Raw genomic sequence first — 16,336 nt, 5'->3', positions numbered from 1 at the left:
TTGGCGCGCCGAGGCGTCCTGGCGATGGCGCTGACCGAATAGCCAGCCACCGTCATCACGGCGATCTAGTAGTCTCCCTTCAACGTCGCGATGCGCGCGCTCTTGCCGGAGCACGCTCGATGATCGGCCGACGAATTGAACAGGCCTATCGTCAAGGTCGGGCGACGAGACTGGTTGACCTCAACCTCGCCATCTAGCCACGCTAGACGGGGCGCCCGGCTCGGACGGCGCTTAGATACCGCGCGTTAGAACTCGAGCAAGGCGAAAGGCCTGCGTCGACAAAAAAGCCCGCGGCCCTGGCGCGAGCCGCGACAGAACGCGCCTCCAAGCCAAGCTTGACCGCGAGGGCTATGACGGTCGGCAAATTCAAGGGCGCGTTCTCATAAAGCGGCGCGCGGACCTGGTCGAAGAGGCGAAGGCTAGTGTTTGCGACGCGGCAGGCTCGCGAAATGTTGGAGACCCTGAACCCTGAAAAAGCAGAGCCCCTATTTCCGACCCTCGCCCTCGTAAGAATTGTCACGCTTGGCAATCGATGGTGCGACTCCATATCTTGCGGGGGCATATCGCTTGCGCACAAATGCGCACACAGGAGCGCATATGCTGAATCACTCGGAATTTCTCCAATCTTCCCGGAAGCGCGGCGTGGCGCCGACGCCGCAGCGTACCTAGCGCCAAGCACGTGTTGGAGCGGGAGAGGCCGCCCGCGCCGCAGCTCAGTCAGAAACCGCGCCAGAGATAATGGCCAGGGAGCTGCTTATCGAATTGGATCGAATCGGGCGAATTGTGCGCGGAAACGAGCGGGCGCTTTCGGAATGGGACGACGCAGACGCTCGTGTAAACTCCCGCACCCATTGAGAGATGCGTGCGGCTGCGCCCCGTGGCCGGGTTTCTTTCGCGCGCGAGGCGACCGGTTCTCGGGGGCCCTCTCAATATAGCTGCGTTGAATTTCACCAATGGCGACGAGCCAAGCGTGAAGCTGAAAAAGGCTCGCGGTTCACAGCCGCGTGCAAGGTATTTGAAACGTAGCTACAAGAATCGACGCCGGCCAATTAGGGCTGGAGCGCGCCGAGGCAAGTGAATTCGCCACTTCCGGCCTTGAGCAGATCTTGAGCGATGATGCGCGCCAAATTGCAAAAAGCCCACACCGTCAGAGCCGTCAAGGCGCCCTGGCTGGGATCAGCCCGTTTTCTTGATGCGCGCATTCTTTATGAGACCGTAGGCCGCGGTGACGATTGCACCGGTGATGCCACCGCCAGCCAAGTTGCCAAGCATAACGCCAATATCTAGTCCCCCGCTGCTCGCGGCGCTGCTGAGCGCAGGGATCAAGCCTTGAAGGATCGTTCCGCCAATGCCGCCGCCGGCGGCGCCCGTGATTGTCTTAGCGAGAGGGCTGAGGTCCAATTTCTTTAGGAATGCGCCAGCGGCGTTTCCGCCAATGGCTCCAGCCACAATTTGGACGATGAGGTTTATGATCGTTCCGGACATGACAATCTCCCTGTTTAATCCACTGCTCACGACAAACCAGTGGGATATAGGACGGCCGATGAGAACGGAACAGGCCGGGTGTTAAGGCTCAAAAATGCCCGCGGCCGAGAAGACCGCAGGCCAGTGGGACAGAGCATGCCTACCGGCGACAGGCGAACCACAACGACAATTTGTCGCTGCGGAGACGCGCGGGCGGGCAACCTGTGATCATTTTGATCAGACGTAAATCCTGCAAATTCGCAGATTTTCACCGCGCTTGAGCGCAACGAGCATGTCGTCGAGTGGATAAGACTGGCCGATCTTCAATCGGCGCAAGATGCGCCAAATGAAACGAAGCGAGAGGATGGCCGTGGCCATCGCCACGAGAGCGGGGTCCGCAAAGCCTCACGCGATCTTGGCATAGAGCGCGATGACGCCGGCTGATGGGTGTCAAACTTTTGAGACGTTCAAGATGGGATACGGCATTTGCTCACGCACCCCGATGGATTGGATGCGCGTTTCCGGCAGAAGCGTTTGACTTAGGCGAGGATTTCATCCGCGGATTTGGTCCACCGATATGGCTTGGGGTTTTCATTGTGCCGCTCGATGAAGGCGCGGATGTCTGCTTCAAGCTGGTTCGTTGAGGTATGGACGCCGCGACGGATTGCTTGCGAGTGAGTTCGGCGAACCAGCGCTCAACCTGATTGATCCAGGATGCCGATGTTGGCGTGAAGTGCACGTGGTAGTGAGGGCGGCGCGCCAGCCAGTTTTTGATCACAGCGGTTTTGTGAGTGGCGTAGTTGTCCATAATGATATGGATGTCGAGCCCTTCGGGAACGCGCGCGTCGATTTGCTTCAGGAAGTCCAAGAACTCCGTCGCTCGATGACGCTTGTAGCATTTGCCGATCACAAAGCCTGAAGCGATATCGGGGCTGCGAACAACGACGTTGTGCCGTGGCGGATACAAGAATGCGTTCACCACTCCGGAACGCCCGGCGTCATCGGAAGGACAGGCTGCTCGCGAGCAAGCGCTTGTATCTGGCTCTTCTCATCAACGCTCAGCATCAGCGCCCGATTCGGCAGCGACAGATAAAGAATAGGACTAGCTAGGTAGCCTTAACTGCCTTGGATGCCGACAAGACAACAATCTAGCGAGCGTTCGAACTTGCTCGCTCCGGAGATTGCAGAAGGGTCGGTGATATCGACGCACGCCTTGACCGCGAAGGATACGACGGGCGTCAGATCAAGGTTCCGTCCTCCGACACTGCCACGAAGACCGGCCAGTCCGGGCGCGCCATCCGCAGATGCGGCGAGTTGCTGAAACAGATTGAGCCGGCAATCGGGAAGAATAATCAAATGCGCAAGTGAAAGGGGCGGACACCCAACCTTTTCACTCGCGAGAGAATGCCGCGTCTCAAACCGGCCTTTCACAGCACCAAGCCAAGCAAGCCATCCGCCTCGCCAACGTTCCCGCGAAAGAATTCGAGCGCGAGGTAGAGAGCGCCAATCCGCCGACTACCACCAAGCTCGCCGAGCAGGGCAAGAAACCGGCGCCCAAGAACGCCCCGACCGTGGACGTAACGGCGGGGCTTTTTGCGTCGTCAGCTTAGCGTTGACGCCAGCACGTCAACCTTCTCGATTTTTGGCGGCTGGGAGAAGAGTTCCGGCGCCTTCACCATGAGCGCTTTTGCAGCGTCCCCCGCAAGATGAGCGTCTCTGCTGGCTTCGTCATGGAAAACGTCAAAAATACCGAAGGTGGTGGATGACATTCGGATGGCAAACCACGACACCGTGCCCAGCTCTGCTTCCACGAGTGGCAGCGCCGATTTCAAGAACGCCGCAACCTCGTGCTCCTTGCCGATCTTCGCTTCGAGCGTGGCCAAGATGCCAAACTTCCTATTGCGACCTCCTCGGGAACTGCAGCCCCCAAGCTCTCAGTTTGCACCTTTGGAGGCATTTTGCACGACGGTTGATTTCTTGGGTCGCGCAGCCATAAGGGAACCGATAGTCTGACGATACTCGACAAGCCTAAACGGCGACGACCGGAGGCGTCCATGAATGCGCCAGACCTTGACCAGGCAGCGGACGAAGCGACCCGCGAAAACGAGAGCGCGGCTCGTCAGCCCGCCCGAGAGAGCGACGATGTTGCCGCCGCGCTAAATCTTGTGTCGGAAACAGCGGAGGCGATCAAAGCATTCGAGGAGCAGGCGGCGCATGCGCTGATGCGTGCCCGTGAGGTCGCCGACGCTGTGAGGGAGGAGTTGGACCGCGCGGAGCAGCGCGCCGAACGCGCAGAGGCAATGCTGGGCTTGGCTGAGACTCAAGTCGAGCAGATGTCCGTCGCCATAGAGCGTGCGCATCAAGAGATTGAAGTGCTGCAATCACAACTCGACTCCAAGGCGGCAGAGTTAGCCGCCTCGGAACGACGTGCGGACAATGCAGAGGACGCTATTGAGGGAATCCTGGATGTGATCCGGGCTCGGCTTCCCGCCAAGTTGAACGTTCCGCCAGAGTAAACTGTCCACGCTCATATAGGCCTAGCTGCCGCCGTCAGCGCTCTCGCGATGGTCTGCGCCACTGCCTTGGCGTCGGGGTTGGAAAGCCGATTGACGAGCCCGTGCCGGGTCGGCTCGTCTTCGAAATAGACAGAGGCGAAATAGACAGAGGCGAACGCGACGCCGTTCGCGTCTTCGCGCCTGTCCACTCATAGAAGCCCGGCGCCGAAGCCCGGCGCCGGAATGACGCAGCGGCGGCTCTTGAACGCCGATCGAAACATGGGCTTCTCCGCGACCGTCGGCGCGAGTGTTGAATGTCGAAGGAAGGTCGCTGAGCGGCTTCTTCCACCATGACGGCACAAGCCCCCAGCGCATCGCACAAGATCGTTGCCAGCCGCGGCGAGGCGAATAACTTCGATCCTGGTTGTAGGAGCGATGTTGTAGCGCGGCTGAAGATTGCGCGGCTGACCGATCAGGTCGGCGAGGCGGTGAAGTTCTTCCCAGGAAAGATGCAGTGTGAAACGTCCGCACATGCCAAGCCCGGCCGGCGACGACCGGGCTTTTTCATGAGCGATCGGCTTGCATTCGGGGCATGGACGCCCGATTGAGGCGCAAGCGCCGGTCCGCGGGCCGGCGTTCCCATAGTTCCTCTTTAGCCCGGCCAGCGATGGCCGGGCTTTTTCCTGAGATTGTCGATGCCTTCCGCGCAAGTCGGCAAGCCGGTTTCGCGCCAGAGCTGGCCGCAATCCGCGCCGCGCTCGAAAAAGCCGTGTCGAGTTCACGAATGGCGGCAAGCCGAGCGTGAGGCTGCCGCAAAATTGGACTCGATCCGCCATTGTGCTAAAGTCGCGCTGCGTCGAAATGACGCGCACCCTGGTGAGGGACGAGAAAAAGCGCCATAAAACAATTGTTTAGGCGCGGTTCTCCGAAACAAGGGATGGAGTCACGATCATGGCTAAAGAACTCGAAGTCACGTCGAACACATAGCCATCGGGGCCGTTATCATCGGAGGTCTCGCTGCGATAGCACTTGGCGGCGTCGCCAACACGGTCGCCGCGGCTGTTGTTGGTGGACTGGCAGGCGGGTGCCTGGGCCTGTTCATGTAAATCAAAGATTCAGCTGACGGTGGGTTCGGCTCAGCGTCAGCTCCAGCCGGGTAACTTCGCCTTGGTGGCCAAAGACGCGCTGGGACGATGACTCGGGCGCGTCTGACCAACTTGCAAGCAAATTGATCCGCAAAAAAGCCCGCAGCCCTCATCGAAGCCGCGGGCAAGGGACGGAGTGCGCCCACCTATCGCAATGGCTCTCCGAAGCAGGCATTTGTCAGAATAGCCGCTGCTGGCGCGATGACAAGTACCGTCCTCCGATCGGCCGGCGTGAAGCTGAAAAAAGACCCGCGACCTGGAGTCCATGAGAGCGACGCTGACCAATTAGCTCTGAAACGCGCCGAGGCAAGCGTGGCAGGCGCAGGCGGCGCTTAGCGCCCGAACGTCATTTGAACCGTTGCTTCCCATTACCGCCTGCCTATGATCTGGGATCGTGACGACCGCGCCCTTGTGTAAACAACCGGGAGAATAACCGATGGCCGCCCGCAGTGAGAGCGAGATTACCGCCATTTCCGGCGCAGCGATGGGCGCAGCCGTTGGCGCCGTGATCGGCTCATTTTTCGGCTTGATCGGTGCCGCGGTGGGCGCATTCATTGGGGCTATGATTGGCGCCGCGGCTCGTCTCGCGAAACGCGTTTGATCAAGCGCGCTCGCTTTGCGCGTCGGCGTCTTCGCTTGTCTTTGGCCGTGATCAATCCAAGCGTCGATTAGGAAGCCTCAGCGCTGAAGCTGAAGCAACAGCATCATGCCGGCCCAAAATTTCGGCGACGACGACCGATGCGATCAAGGCATTCGCGATGGGCGCTCGTATCATGCGCGAATTTTGGGGCACAGGCCCAGCGAAATTCAATTAGGCACGTCGCCGCACGAGCGGCCTGAAAAAGGCCCGCGGCCATGAACCGCGGACAAGATCGCTGCGAAATGTCGCTTACGAGAAGCGACGCCGCCTAAGTAGTCATGAAGCGCACCCAAGCAAGTGTGACGGCGCGCTGCTCGTCTTCAACTTCCCGCCCATCAACACCGGTATGCTTCTTCCCTTGAGCGTCCGTCGTCGTCAAAATAGAACGACCGCGAAGTTCATCGTACTCTTTGCGCGCTTTGTCGTAAGCTCCGCGCATAGTCGTCCTTCTTCGCGCGCTCTGAGGTCTGATACTCTTGTTTCGACCTCGGGAAGGTCCGCCACAAATTGCGCCACTTGCTTTGCGAGTTCGCGGTCTGCGGCGTTCTGAGAACGCTGCAGGACCTCGGCCTGTTGGCGATTGGCCTCTCTGACATCCGCCTGCCTTTCCCGCGTCTTGCCTCCCAAGGGCGCGCCGAACGTTTGCCCTTCTGCGATTCCTTGATGATCTCTCCACGCGCGGCTGCCAACCGCGTTCCCTGATCGCGCGAACGACGCCTCGCTCGGCTTTTCTAACCTTTCCACGTGTGCGGCGCGGCCTCGATGCCGCGCAATCGTAATTCGCAGGCGAACTGTTCGCGCCATGTGGCGAGATCGGCCTTGCGAGGATTGAACCGCCTCCCGTCGTAGCCGCGCGAGAGCACGGTAAGGTGGACATGCGGGTGCTCATCGTCGATGCTGCACGAATACATAATCATGCTGGCCGCCGAAGGTCTCGATCGCAAAGGCGCGAAGGGCGTCTTTCACAACGATCGGTTCAGATCCGGGCGGCATCGACAAAATGATGTTATGCGACAACGGCCCGTCCCGACGCCCACTGCGGTTTAGTTCGGCATCGGATTCAAGGCGTAAATGGCGTCCTCTTCAGCCCGATCAGAGAAGCGAGCGCATGAACGAGAATGCCGATCTCGAAAAGAGAGCTCTCGAAGCTTTGAGTCATTATCGCAAAGCGCTCGTCAAGGTCGAAGCGTTGGAAAAGGAAGAGGCGACTGCGCAGCAGGCGCTCGACGAATGGCGGGGCCGCATCGAAAAGCTGACCTCTGACGTTGTTAGTTCGGACGCGAGATCAAATCTCATTGAAGCGGGGCAGAACGCCATTTCCCGGCTGCACAATATCCGCTTCGCAATGAGCGAGGCGACGGCGGAGTTGAAATCCGCCTTCACGACTCTTGTCGCCTTCGACGACGCATTAGGCTACCTCCCGATTCCGGAGGCGAACGATTCGAACGTCAAGGATGCGGGCGACAGTCCACAAGAGTGAGGTTACGCGAGAGATAGCCAAAAAAGGGCGGCGACCGTGCATACTGTTGCCGCATCGGCCTAGACCGGCTCCGAACTGACTTATCCTACAGCTCGATAGGCTCGCACTGCGTCCCTTCATGGAATCAGCCCGCGCCTCAACGCCAGCGCTACGACATGCGCGACGTTTTCGGCATCGAGTTTGGCGCGCGCACTGTCGAGATGAAAGGCGACGGTGCGCGTCTTAACATCGAGGATCTTGCCGATTTGATCCATGGTGCGGCCGCGCGACGTCCAAGCGAGACATTCCGCCTCGCGTTGGCTCAAAGGCGACGATGGATCAAGGCTCGCGGGAAGCTTCAACGCAGCTTCGACATGAGCATGAAAATACATGCCCATGAGTTGCAAAATGTCCCTTGCCTTCGCTGCCTTCTCATCAAGGTCGAGACCATGCTTGTCGGCCGTAAAAGTGAGAAGGGCGAACCGATCGAAGCCCGCCTGAATCGGGATGGTAACGCCTCGTTCTATTCCGAACTGCGCCGCTTCGCCGAAAAACCGCTTGACTTGGTCTCCTCGACCCTTCGCCATCTGCGGGCCGCTCCAGCGAAAAGGATCACGGTCGCGGCGCGCGCGGATGAGAACCGGGTCGATAAGATCATAGCGTTGGCTCAAATAGCGCGTGGTCCATTGCTTCGGATATGTCGAAATCAATGTGTGGCCATGTTCGGCGAGTCCGAGGTAAGCGAAACTGCGAAAGCCCAGTCTTTGAGTCGCCCGATCGGCGACCGCACGAAACGCCGCCTTGTCAGACGCTGTGCTGACGCCATCGATGAGTTCCTGAAAAGCATTTTCAACTCGCCGCATTTTTGGGCCTTTCGCCGTTGTTTCGACGCGCCCCCCGCTCCCCGCTCAGGCAACCGCCTCCACAATCCTTGAAGACAGCCGCCAATTTGCGAATGGTGTCTGTGATCATGATGCGGCGATTTTGTGAACGCGTTTAAATAACTCCTGTGAAATTTCGCAGGTTTATCGCCGCGGCGCTTCTGGTTCCCTGCGCCCGAATTCATCCACGATTCGGAAATTTCGGACCATGCGCTTCGCCTCACTAAGCCGCCGCCGCGCCAGCACCGCCGTCAATATCCGCCCACGACGGCTCGGACTAAGAGCGCAGCGCTACGCCGCCTGACGCCGCGGAGAATACCCAGTGGACTTTTCAGCTTTCATGGCGCTTGCCGAGGATTGCGCGCCTCGCGTCGAAATACGACCTCTGATCGAGATCGTGCGAGCGGCGAGCCGTTTTGAGCCTCTCTCGCTCACAATCAATGGCCGCAAGCCGATCAAAATACTCGCGACCTCCAAGGACGAGGCGATCGCTCTCGCGATGCAGACGAAAGTCGGCGAGCAAGACGTGCGGCTTGGCCTCGTCGGTCTGACGTTCGTTGATCTCGATAAGGCCGGAATCGGCGTGGCGGACGCTTTCGAGAGCTGTCCGTCGCTCCATGCCGCCGCTCAGATTCTCAAGGATGACCCCAAACATTTCTCAAGTGGGAAGACCGCGGTTGTTCCGAATGCAGCAGGCGCGAAAGTCTCTCCGAGTGGAGAATTCGATCGCGAAGCCGATCTTCGCGAAGAGCAACCGACTCCTCGAGAGACCGCGACACTCACCGTTCTGCAGGCGCCACCCAAAAAGCATTGGGACGTTTTTGGCTCCGGCTCCAGAAAATCGCTCCTCGTCTATGAGTCGTCTCCGTCTCCCCGGTAAGGGGCGCCCGCAAATCACATCTGGCCATCTCAAATGGAGTTTGCAATTTATGATGCCTTCCTCCGCTCGTCGTCTCTCCTTCCATTTGCTCGCGAGCGTCGTTGTCACGCTTGTCCTCAACGAACCCGCGTCAGCGCAAAGCGCTAATGTCGAAAGAGTTCTTCAGAACATCGTCGACGCGCTCACCGGCAATGTCGCGAAGCTGCTCGCCACGCTCGCAATTATCATTACCGGCATGACTTGGATGTTTGGCTATCTCGACTTGAGACGCGCCGGCTACGTCATTCTCGGCGTCGCCATCCTGTTCGGCGCGGCCGAAATCGTCTCGACGCTCACCGGCAAGTAGCCGCGACTTCCGGCAGTCTTCTTTCCACAGTTTTGATCGAGGAGCCAATGAGCGACGAACGCCTCGCCGAGGACACGCTTTTTCTCGCCTGTACGCGCCCAGCGATGATCCTCGGCGTGACGATGGAGGCCGTGGGCCTCAACGTCATCTTCTCGTCGGTCTTATTCGTCTTGGCTGGCAGTCTTCTTTACGGCCTCGTCGCCTTGCCGATCCACTTCGCTTGCCGGCTCGTCTGCCGGCGTGACGCCAATCAATTCCGGATTCTTTTCGCCTGGTTCGAGACGCGTGGCCGTCACCGCAATGCGAATCTTTGGGGCGGCTCTTCCTGCACGCCATTGCGGCTCATGCGCCGCTTCCACGCCGAGGAACTCACTCATGGCTAGCGTCGCAGCGCGTATCAAAGCGCGAGAGGTGGAGTCTGGCGCTCACCTCCCCTATCTGCGCCATGTCGCCGAGCACGTGATCTCGCTTTCGACGCGCGCCTTGATCACCACGATACGTCTTTCCGGCGTCTCCTTCGAGACCGCCGACGCAGCTGATCTCAACGACCTCCACGCCAAGCTCAATCTGACGCTGCGCAACGTCGCCGACGAGCGCCTGGCGCTCTGGACTCATATCATCCGTCGGAGAGCCTCCGACTTTCCTAAGGGCGCCTTTCGCTCGGAGTTCGCGCGCGTACTCAATGAAGCTTATCGGGCGCGGCTCGTCTCCGAGACGCTTCTTAGCAACGAGCTCTATCTGACGCTCGTCTGGCATCCAGGACGTGACGCAACTGAGCGCGCCTCGCTGTTCTTTTCACGCCTCGCGCGCGCAGAGCGCGCCCGCGTCGAAATTGACGCATATGGGCTAAAGAAGCTTGATGACGTTTCGCGCGATCTGATGGCGGCGCTCGATCGTTATGGCCCCCACCGCCTCGGCCTCATTGAACAGCGCGGCGTAATCTTTTCCGAGACCGGCGCCTTCCTCCAGGAACTCGGAGCTTGCGAGCGGCTCCCCTTCCCGCTCGTCAAAGGTCCGCTCGGACCGGCCCTCTATGCCAACCGCCTGATCTTCGGGCGCGAAGCAATCGAAATCCGCGGCCCCGGCGGTTCGCGCTACGCTGGCATGCTGGCGTTTAAGGATTATCCTGCGACGACTAGGCGGGGCCTGCTCGACGGCCTTCTCGCCGCGCCTTTCGAACTCGTCCTCGCGCAGAGCTTCGCTTTCCTTGGCAAGGCGGAAGCGAAGACGGTGATGACGCGCAAACAGAATCAGCTTCTCTCCACAAACGACCCCGCAGCCTCGCAGATTGGCGAGCTCGACGCGGCGCTCGATGATCTTGAATCGAACCGCTTCGTGATGGGCGAACATCATCTGTCGCTTCTGATCCTAGCCGATGAGCCAAGGGCTCTCCTTGACAAGATGAGCCAGGCGCGGCGCATTCTCGCCGAGGCCGGCGCGGTCGTCGCCCGCGAAGATCTCGGGCTCGAGGCAGCCTTCTGGGCGCAATTGCCGGGCCTCTTTAAATATCGGGCGCGGGCCGGCGCCATCACTTCGCGCAATTTCGCGGGGCTCTCGCCCTTCCATGCCTTTCCATCAGGCAAGGCCAAGGGCAATCATTGGGGGCCGGCCGTCGCCGCGCTGAAGACCGCCTCGGGATCATTGTTTCATTTCTCGTTTCATGTCGGCGATCTCGGCAACACATTCATCTGCGGTCCCTCGGGCTCTGGCAAGACCGCGTTCCTGACTTTCGCCCTGGCGCAGGCGGAGAAGCTCGATTGCCAGCTCGTCCTCTTCGATAAGGATCGCGGCGCCGAGCTCTTCATCCGAGCGATCGGCGGCTCTTATCTGGCCTTGAAGAACGGCAGGCCCACGGGCTGCGCTCCTTTGAAGAGCTTCGATCTGACGCCGTCGAATCTCGCCTTTCTCGGCGCGCTAGTGCGCAAGCTCGTCAGCGTCGACGGAAGGCCCTTCTCGGTCGCTGACGAACAAAGGATCGATAACGGACTTCTCGCGCTGCGCGACATTCCGCGCCACGAGCGCTCCTTCTCGGCGCTGCGCGTCTTTCTTGGCCAACGCGACATGGAAGGCATCGGCGCGCGGCTGGAACGCTGGTGCAAAGGTGGCGCGCTGGGGTGGGTTCTCGACGCTGACGAAGACGCGATCAGCATCGATTCACACGCCTTCGGTTTCGACATGACCGAGGTCCTCGACGATTCCGTCATCCGCACGCCGCTGATGATGGTGCTGTTTCGACGCGTCGAAGAGCTGATCGACGGCCGGCGCATCGTCATCGCGATCGACGAATTCTGGAAGGCGCTCGGCGACGAGGCCTTTCGCGATCTCGCCAATGACGGCTTAAAGACCATCCGCAAGAAGAACGGCGTGATGGTGTTCGGCACGCAATCTCCGCGTGATGCATTGGTCTCGCCGATCGCCCACACCATCGTCGAGCAATGCCCGACGCAAATTTTCTTTCCCAACGCCCGTGGCCAGGCGCACGATTATGTCGATGGTTTTCATCTCACCAAGGCGGAATTCCGGCTCATCCGCGAAGAGCTTTCGACCGAGAGCCGTCGCTTTCTCCTGAAACAAGGCCACGACGCGGTGGTCGCCGAGCTCGATCTCAAAGGCATGGACGACGCGCTCGCCGTCCTCTCCGGCCGCACCGCGACCGTCGACCTTCTTGATCGCCTGCGCGCAGAAGTCGGCGACGATCCGGCGAACTGGCTCCCACTTTTCCATCAGCGCCGAAAGGGGCTCGCATGAAGCCGCTTGCTCGATTCGTTCCTCTCGTAATCATAGCCGCCCTGCCCTTTCCGGCCTCAAGTCAGGTCGTTTTCGATCCGAGCGTCTTCGCCCGCCAGTTCGATCAATTGATCGAAATGAAAAAGCAGGTCGAGACGCTCTCTTCGCAACTGAAGGTGGCGCAGGATCAGCTCTCGCAGGCGAAGCAGCTCTATGATTCCTTCAGTAGGCTGACGAACGCCAATGACGTCGCGAGCTTGTTGAACTCATCGGAATTCCGCAAATATCTGCCAGGGGAATTTTCGCAGATCGAGGGACTGATCAAGGGATCGGGCTCGGGCGGCTTCGCCTCTTCCATCGACAGCTATCTCTCGCAAAACCGTCTCTACACAGAAAATCCGGGTAACTCCTTCTATGCCTCAGAGCTCGATCGCATTGCCCGCCAAACGAGCGCGAAACACTCGCTCGGTCAAGCCGTCTACGACACGGCGTCGCGCCGCATCGATCAGCTCGAGGAACTGCGCCGCCAGATCAGCGCCTCCAAGGACGCCAAGGAAGTGCTCGACCTTTCCGCCCGCCTACAGGCCGAACAGGCGTTGCTGCAAAACGACGTGGTGCGCCTGCAAGGCCTCGCCATGATTCAGCGTGCGCAAGCGGACATGGACGTCGAGCGCGAACACGAGCGGCGGCGCCAAACGGTCGACGAAATGAAGGCTGCCCTCCAATGAAGACGCTCATTTCAACACTGCTGATCGCAACCTGCCTCGCAGGTTGCAACAAGGAACCGAACTCTTCCGATGCCTCGTCGAAGATGGCGGTGCCGGTCCATGATGTGGCCTGGTATCTCGAGCATGAGGCCGAGCACGAAGCAACTAAACGACGATGCAAGGCCAATCCCGGCGCGCTTCGCGAGACGGCGGAGTGCATAAACGCTGATCAAGCGCAAAAACAAATCTTCGTCTGGGGGCGCGAAGAAGCCCTAAAACGTTTGCGTGAAGGTCTCTGAGCATGGCCGTCACAGTTTTCGACGAATTTTTGAGAGAGTTCGAACAGCCGATCACGCAATTCGTGTCGAACTCTGTTCAGCAACTCACATCCTATGTCGATGCGCCGCTGCGGGTGGCAGTGATGCTCTACGTCGCGATCTATGGAATCGCCGTCATGCGCGGCGCGATCCAGGAACCGATTCTCGATTTCGCCTGGCGTTCGATCCGTATCGTCGCCGTCATCCTGCTCGCGACGAACGCCTCCTCCTATCAGCAATATGTCACGGGGCTCTTTTTCGAGTCCCTGCCGAAGGAGATAAGCGGCACCATCGCCGGCGGCGGGCTCGACATGAGGTCCGGCCAGCCGTTCGACCAACTGCTGACCAAAGGAATTTCGGTCGCGCAGAAAATATACGATCAAGCCGGTTTGACCGATATCGTGCCGGCGCTCGTCGCGGCCATCCTTCTCGTGTTCACCGCCGTCAGCGGCTTCCTGCAGTTCGCAATCATGCTCTATGCGAAAGTTGGCCTCGCGCTCGTATTGGCGCTTGGTCCGATCTTTATCGCGCTCATGCTGTTCGAGGCGACGCGCACCTTCGGCGAAGCCTGGACGCGCCAGCTCGCCAATTTCGTGATCCTGCATGTCCTTGTCGTCGCGTTGATCGGGCTGATGCTAACAACCGTCGGTCATTTCGTCGACAAATATGGCGCCAACGCCGCGACCGGCGGACAGTTGATCGTCGGCGCCGTAGCGATCAGCGCGGTGCTCGGCCTCGCCGCCTATATCGCTCTGCAACTGCCAGAAATCGCCGGGGCGCTCGCCGGCGGCGGCGCCTCGCTTGCCGCCCACATGCTCAACCGCTGGATGGCGGCCACTGCAACCACCGCCACCCTGGGCGCGACGATCGGCGCCTATGCCGGCGCCCATGTCGCCGCGACAAGGACGATTCAGGGGCTGCAGCGACGTCGGAGAGGCGGCAGTATCCGCCACGTTCCCGCGGAATAACGCACACTCGCCATCTCGAAGATCATAATTTTCGGAGACGTAATGACGGCACGAATGGGATTTCTGGCGCTGGCGCTCGCCGCGCCTCTAACCGGTTGCGCCAGTCTCACCGGCGCTGGCGCGCCCTCCTGCGACGGCTGGACGCGGCGGCCGCTCAACCGGTCGCTGTGGGATTGGGAGAACGCTGCGCCCGTTGAACCGCCGGCGCCGCCACCCGCTGTTGGCGAACCACTCATCCGCAAGGGCGAAATCGACAAAGCGCATGCGAGCGAGCGAACCGCCGCTCTCCCCATCTTCGATATCGCCGCTTCGACGCGGCGCTGTGGGGAAGCAGACCATGGTTGAGCGCGGCGATTTGAAGGCCTACTTCGAACGCGCTCGCCTCTGGGAGCAGGATCTTCTCCTCTCGGCGCAACGCTCGAAGCGCATCGCCTGGGTAGCTGCGGCGGCGGCCTCGGCTCTCGCTTTCGTCTCGATCGGCGCGGTCGCGGCGCTCACTCCTCTCAAGACCGTCGAGCCCTTCGTTATTCGCGTCGACAACGCGACCGGCATTGTCGACGTGGTTTCCGCCCTGAAGGACGAGCCGCAGGCCTACGACGAGGCGATCGCCAAATATTTTCTTGTTCAATATGTGCGAGCGCGGGAAGGCTACAGTTTCGTCGAGGCGCCCGCCAATTTCCGCACCATTTCGCTGCTCTCGACCCAGGGCGAGCAGACGCGCTTTTCGACCCTCTATCGCGGCTCAAATCCCGATAGTCCTCAAGTCGCCTATGGCAAGAGTGGCGTCGCCGAAATCCGCATCAAGGCGATTTCGCTGCTCGGTCCCAATCTCGCCTCGGTGCGCTATCTGCGCGAAGTCCGTCATGGCGACGAGATTAAGATTTCTCATTGGATCGCAACGGTCGCCCTCTCGTTTGAGAAGAAGGCGACGATCTCCGCTTCCGATCGCCTGATCAACCCTCTCGGTTTTCTCGTCTCCGAATGCCGGTCCGATCCGGAGACCGCGCCATGACGAACCGCTTCTCCTTCGCTGGCGCGATAGTGATGATCGCGTGCGGATTTTTGCTCTCGCCCTTGCCAAGCCTCGCCCTGCAACAACCGATGGCTGGATCGCGCGACGCGCGCATGCGCATGGTCGCCTACGATCCATTCAATGTGGTCAAAATCAACGGCGTCATCCGCGCCTCGACCCAGGTGGTCTTTTCCGAGGACGAAGAAATCGCCCATGTCGCGATCGGCGATTCCGTCTCCTGGGAAGTTGCGCCCGCCGGCAACATCCTCTTCCTGAAACCGCGCGAAAGGCATCCGCCGACCAATCTGCAGGTGGTGACGACGCGCCGGGACGGCCGCAAGCGGTCATATCAATTCGGGGTCAGCGCAGAATCTTCCCGAAATTGTACTCTAAGCCGCATCGAGTAGCTCAGAGCGGGGGTTTCTGAGGGGCCGGAAGGCGTTTTGGAGCGGCTCGGTCGGCCAAACATAGTCCCCGTTGAAGGTGATGTGCTCCCAGCCGAGCGGCGCGATATGAGCGAGCAAATCGTCACGGACGCGTTCTCCGCTGGAGCGAAGCTCGGCAACGGCGTGGCTGAGATAGACCGTATTCCAAAGGATGACGGCCGAGACGACGAGATTGAGACCAGAGGCCCGATAGCGCTGATTTTCGAACGTCCGGTCGCGGATTTCTCCGAGGCGATGAAAGAACACCGCCCTGGCGAGCGCGTTGCGGGCCTCACCCTTGTTGAGCCCGGCGTTTGTTCGCCGCCTCAGACCCGGGTCGCTGATCCAGTCGAGGGTGAAGAGGGTGCGTTCGAGCCGCCCGATCTCCCGAAGCGTCTTCGCCAGCGCATTCTGTTTGGGGTAAGCGGCGAGCCGACGCATCAGGATCGACGGCGCAACCGTTCCAGCTTTGATTGACGCCGCGAGGCGCAACGTCTCATCCCAATTTTCGCCGATGATGCGGAAGTCGATAGCGCCGCCGATCATTGGGTCGAGTGATTTATATGTGGCGCGAGCATCAGCGACATAGAGCCGGCGATCGGCAAGATCGCGAATGCGCGGCGCAAATCGAAATCCCGTGAGATGGCAAAGACCGAACACGTGATCGACGGCGCCCGCCGTGTCCGTATAGTGCTCGCGGATGTCCAGCGAGCATTCGTGGTGAAGCAACCCGTCCAGAATATGCGCGGCCTCGCTGGCGTTGGCGGCGATGACCTTGGTGTGAAACGGCGCATACCGATCGGAGACATGCGTATAAAACTTGACGCCCGGCTCCGAGCCATATTTGGCGTTGTAGTCGGCGCGCGCCTC

At 60.1% G+C, this 16,336-nt stretch carries 19 protein-coding genes and 2 pseudogenes; 12 read left to right on the top strand and 9 right to left on the bottom strand.

The features are described from left to right. Nucleotides 1-1,176: 1,176 nt before the first annotated feature. From IYY11_RS01540 to IYY11_RS01530, 3 genes and pseudogenes are all read right to left on the bottom strand, one after another. Nucleotides 1,177-1,485 (bottom strand): hypothetical protein, encoded by a 309-nt coding sequence (locus tag IYY11_RS01540; protein ID WP_196402458.1) that lies wholly within the window; start codon nucleotides 1,483-1,485, stop codon nucleotides 1,177-1,179. A 518-nt stretch (nucleotides 1,486-2,003) separates the two neighbouring features. After that, nucleotides 2,004-2,559: pseudogene (locus IYY11_RS01535) on the bottom strand (IS630 family transposase); the annotation flags it as partial. Between the two features lie 506 nt (nucleotides 2,560-3,065). Further along, a complete protein-coding gene (locus IYY11_RS01530) occupies nucleotides 3,066-3,347 on the bottom strand; it encodes a putative quinol monooxygenase (RefSeq protein WP_196402457.1) in 282 nt (93 codons plus the stop codon). A 171-nt stretch (nucleotides 3,348-3,518) separates the two neighbouring features. Between IYY11_RS01530 and IYY11_RS01525 the strand changes: the two genes are divergently transcribed. Further along, nucleotides 3,519-3,980 carry an ABC transporter permease gene (locus IYY11_RS01525; protein WP_196402456.1) on the top strand — a complete coding sequence of 154 codons (462 nt, stop codon included), beginning with the start codon at nucleotides 3,519-3,521 and terminating at the stop codon, nucleotides 3,978-3,980. Nucleotides 3,981-3,991: 11 nt separating this feature from the next. Here IYY11_RS01525 and IYY11_RS01520 read toward each other — a convergent pair whose 3' ends face one another. From IYY11_RS01520 to IYY11_RS01505, 4 genes are all read right to left on the bottom strand, one after another. Continuing rightward, nucleotides 3,992-4,168, bottom strand: coding sequence for a hypothetical protein (locus IYY11_RS01520; protein ID WP_196402455.1), 177 nt, complete (start codon nucleotides 4,166-4,168; stop codon nucleotides 3,992-3,994). Then, the gene (locus IYY11_RS23575; protein ID WP_196402454.1) at nucleotides 4,169-4,492 is read right to left on the bottom strand and encodes an SOS response-associated peptidase family protein; all 324 of its coding nucleotides are present in this window, start codon (nucleotides 4,490-4,492) and stop codon (nucleotides 4,169-4,171) included. Between the two features lie 1,520 nt (nucleotides 4,493-6,012). After that, on the bottom strand, nucleotides 6,013-6,183 hold the full coding sequence (locus tag IYY11_RS01510; RefSeq protein WP_196402453.1) for a hypothetical protein: 171 nt from the start codon (nucleotides 6,181-6,183) through the stop codon (nucleotides 6,013-6,015). A 292-nt stretch (nucleotides 6,184-6,475) separates the two neighbouring features. Continuing rightward, entirely contained in the window at nucleotides 6,476-6,661 is a 186-nt protein-coding gene (locus IYY11_RS01505; RefSeq protein ID WP_196402452.1) for a hypothetical protein, read from the bottom strand. Nucleotides 6,662-6,852: 191 nt separating this feature from the next. On the opposite strand from IYY11_RS01505, the gene IYY11_RS01500 reads away from it, so the two are divergent. After that, nucleotides 6,853-7,224, top strand: a complete 372-nt coding sequence (locus IYY11_RS01500; RefSeq protein WP_196402451.1) for a hypothetical protein — start codon at nucleotides 6,853-6,855, stop codon at nucleotides 7,222-7,224. A gap of 116 nt (nucleotides 7,225-7,340) precedes the next feature. Here the strand turns inward: IYY11_RS01500 and IYY11_RS01495 are convergent, their stop codons facing one another. Further along, nucleotides 7,341-8,066: an autoinducer binding domain-containing protein gene (locus tag IYY11_RS01495; protein ID WP_196402450.1), complete on the bottom strand. Its 726-nt coding sequence runs from the start codon at nucleotides 8,064-8,066 to the stop codon at nucleotides 7,341-7,343. Between the two features lie 340 nt (nucleotides 8,067-8,406). Between IYY11_RS01495 and IYY11_RS01490 the strand changes: the two genes are divergently transcribed. From IYY11_RS01490 to IYY11_RS01445, 10 genes and pseudogenes are all read left to right on the top strand, one after another. Continuing rightward, on the top strand, nucleotides 8,407-8,964 hold the full coding sequence (locus tag IYY11_RS01490; RefSeq protein ID WP_196402449.1) for a hypothetical protein: 558 nt from the start codon (nucleotides 8,407-8,409) through the stop codon (nucleotides 8,962-8,964). 52 nt (nucleotides 8,965-9,016) lie between these two features. Further along, nucleotides 9,017-9,310 carry a TrbC/VirB2 family protein gene (locus IYY11_RS01485; protein ID WP_196402466.1) on the top strand — a complete coding sequence of 98 codons (294 nt, stop codon included), beginning with the start codon at nucleotides 9,017-9,019 and terminating at the stop codon, nucleotides 9,308-9,310. A 47-nt stretch (nucleotides 9,311-9,357) separates the two neighbouring features. Further along, entirely contained in the window at nucleotides 9,358-9,693 is a 336-nt protein-coding gene (locus IYY11_RS01480; protein WP_196402448.1) for a type IV secretion system protein VirB3, read from the top strand. Next, nucleotides 9,686-12,058 carry a VirB4 family type IV secretion/conjugal transfer ATPase gene (locus tag IYY11_RS01475; protein ID WP_196402447.1) on the top strand — a complete coding sequence of 791 codons (2,373 nt, stop codon included), beginning with the start codon at nucleotides 9,686-9,688 and terminating at the stop codon, nucleotides 12,056-12,058. The genes IYY11_RS01480 and IYY11_RS01475 overlap by 8 nt, the downstream gene beginning before the upstream one ends. Continuing rightward, complete coding sequence (gene virB5 / locus IYY11_RS01470; protein WP_196402446.1) at nucleotides 12,055-12,765, top strand: P-type DNA transfer protein VirB5; 711 nt, start codon at nucleotides 12,055-12,057, stop codon at nucleotides 12,763-12,765. Before IYY11_RS01475 ends, virB5 begins: the two co-directional genes overlap by 4 nt. After that, nucleotides 12,762-13,043, top strand: a complete 282-nt coding sequence (locus tag IYY11_RS01465; RefSeq protein ID WP_196402445.1) for an EexN family lipoprotein — start codon at nucleotides 12,762-12,764, stop codon at nucleotides 13,041-13,043. Before virB5 ends, IYY11_RS01465 begins: the two co-directional genes overlap by 4 nt. Before the next feature lie 2 nt (nucleotides 13,044-13,045). After that, nucleotides 13,046-14,029: a type IV secretion system protein gene (locus tag IYY11_RS01460; RefSeq protein WP_196402444.1), complete on the top strand. Its 984-nt coding sequence runs from the start codon at nucleotides 13,046-13,048 to the stop codon at nucleotides 14,027-14,029. Between the two features lie 42 nt (nucleotides 14,030-14,071). Beyond that, complete coding sequence (locus tag IYY11_RS01455; protein WP_246719550.1) at nucleotides 14,072-14,374, top strand: hypothetical protein; 303 nt, start codon at nucleotides 14,072-14,074, stop codon at nucleotides 14,372-14,374. Continuing rightward, nucleotides 14,367-15,041 (top strand): virB8 family protein, encoded by a 675-nt coding sequence (locus tag IYY11_RS01450; protein ID WP_196402443.1) that lies wholly within the window; start codon nucleotides 14,367-14,369, stop codon nucleotides 15,039-15,041. The genes IYY11_RS01455 and IYY11_RS01450 overlap by 8 nt, the downstream gene beginning before the upstream one ends. Before the next feature lie 32 nt (nucleotides 15,042-15,073). Next, nucleotides 15,074-15,406 (top strand): annotated as a pseudogene (locus tag IYY11_RS01445) (TrbG/VirB9 family P-type conjugative transfer protein); the annotation flags it as partial. A 24-nt stretch (nucleotides 15,407-15,430) separates the two neighbouring features. Here the strand turns inward: IYY11_RS01445 and IYY11_RS01440 are convergent. Continuing rightward, on the bottom strand, nucleotides 15,431-16,336 hold a 906-nt coding region (locus IYY11_RS01440), incomplete at its 5' end, for a Tn3 family transposase (protein WP_196402442.1).

It is taken from the genome of Methylocystis sp. H62 (genome assembly GCF_015709515.1).
Lineage (GTDB): Bacteria > Pseudomonadota > Alphaproteobacteria > Rhizobiales > Beijerinckiaceae > Methylocystis.
Note: the sequence above shows the minus strand (reverse complement) of the source record. Positions and strands in the feature narration are given on the sequence as shown.

Bases quoted from the DNA above. Each gene is read 5' to 3' on its own strand.
- IYY11_RS01455 (WP_246719550.1), top strand. From the start codon at position 14,072: ATGACGGCACGAATGGGATTTCTGGCGCTGGCGCTCGCCGCGCCTCTA.
- IYY11_RS01460 (WP_196402444.1), top strand. From the start codon at position 13,046: ATGGCCGTCACAGTTTTCGACGAATTTTTGAGAGAGTTCGAACAGCCG.
- IYY11_RS01540 (WP_196402458.1), bottom strand. From the start codon at position 1,485: ATGTCCGGAACGATCATAAACCTCATCGTCCAAATTGTGGCTGGAGCC.
- IYY11_RS01475 (WP_196402447.1), top strand. From the start codon at position 9,686: ATGGCTAGCGTCGCAGCGCGTATCAAAGCGCGAGAGGTGGAGTCTGGC.
- IYY11_RS01485 (WP_196402466.1), top strand. From the start codon at position 9,017: ATGCCTTCCTCCGCTCGTCGTCTCTCCTTCCATTTGCTCGCGAGCGTC.
- IYY11_RS01505 (WP_196402452.1), bottom strand. From the start codon at position 6,661: ATGATTATGTATTCGTGCAGCATCGACGATGAGCACCCGCATGTCCAC.
- virB5 (WP_196402446.1), top strand. From the start codon at position 12,055: ATGAAGCCGCTTGCTCGATTCGTTCCTCTCGTAATCATAGCCGCCCTG.
- IYY11_RS01480 (WP_196402448.1), top strand. From the start codon at position 9,358: ATGAGCGACGAACGCCTCGCCGAGGACACGCTTTTTCTCGCCTGTACG.
- IYY11_RS01450 (WP_196402443.1), top strand. From the start codon at position 14,367: ATGGTTGAGCGCGGCGATTTGAAGGCCTACTTCGAACGCGCTCGCCTC.
- IYY11_RS01495 (WP_196402450.1), bottom strand. From the start codon at position 8,066: ATGCGGCGAGTTGAAAATGCTTTTCAGGAACTCATCGATGGCGTCAGC.
- IYY11_RS01465 (WP_196402445.1), top strand. From the start codon at position 12,762: ATGAAGACGCTCATTTCAACACTGCTGATCGCAACCTGCCTCGCAGGT.
- IYY11_RS01500 (WP_196402451.1), top strand. From the start codon at position 6,853: ATGAACGAGAATGCCGATCTCGAAAAGAGAGCTCTCGAAGCTTTGAGT.
- IYY11_RS23575 (WP_196402454.1), bottom strand. From the start codon at position 4,492: ATGTGCGGACGTTTCACACTGCATCTTTCCTGGGAAGAACTTCACCGC.
- IYY11_RS01510 (WP_196402453.1), bottom strand. From the start codon at position 6,183: ATGCGCGGAGCTTACGACAAAGCGCGCAAAGAGTACGATGAACTTCGC.
- IYY11_RS01525 (WP_196402456.1), top strand. From the start codon at position 3,519: ATGAATGCGCCAGACCTTGACCAGGCAGCGGACGAAGCGACCCGCGAA.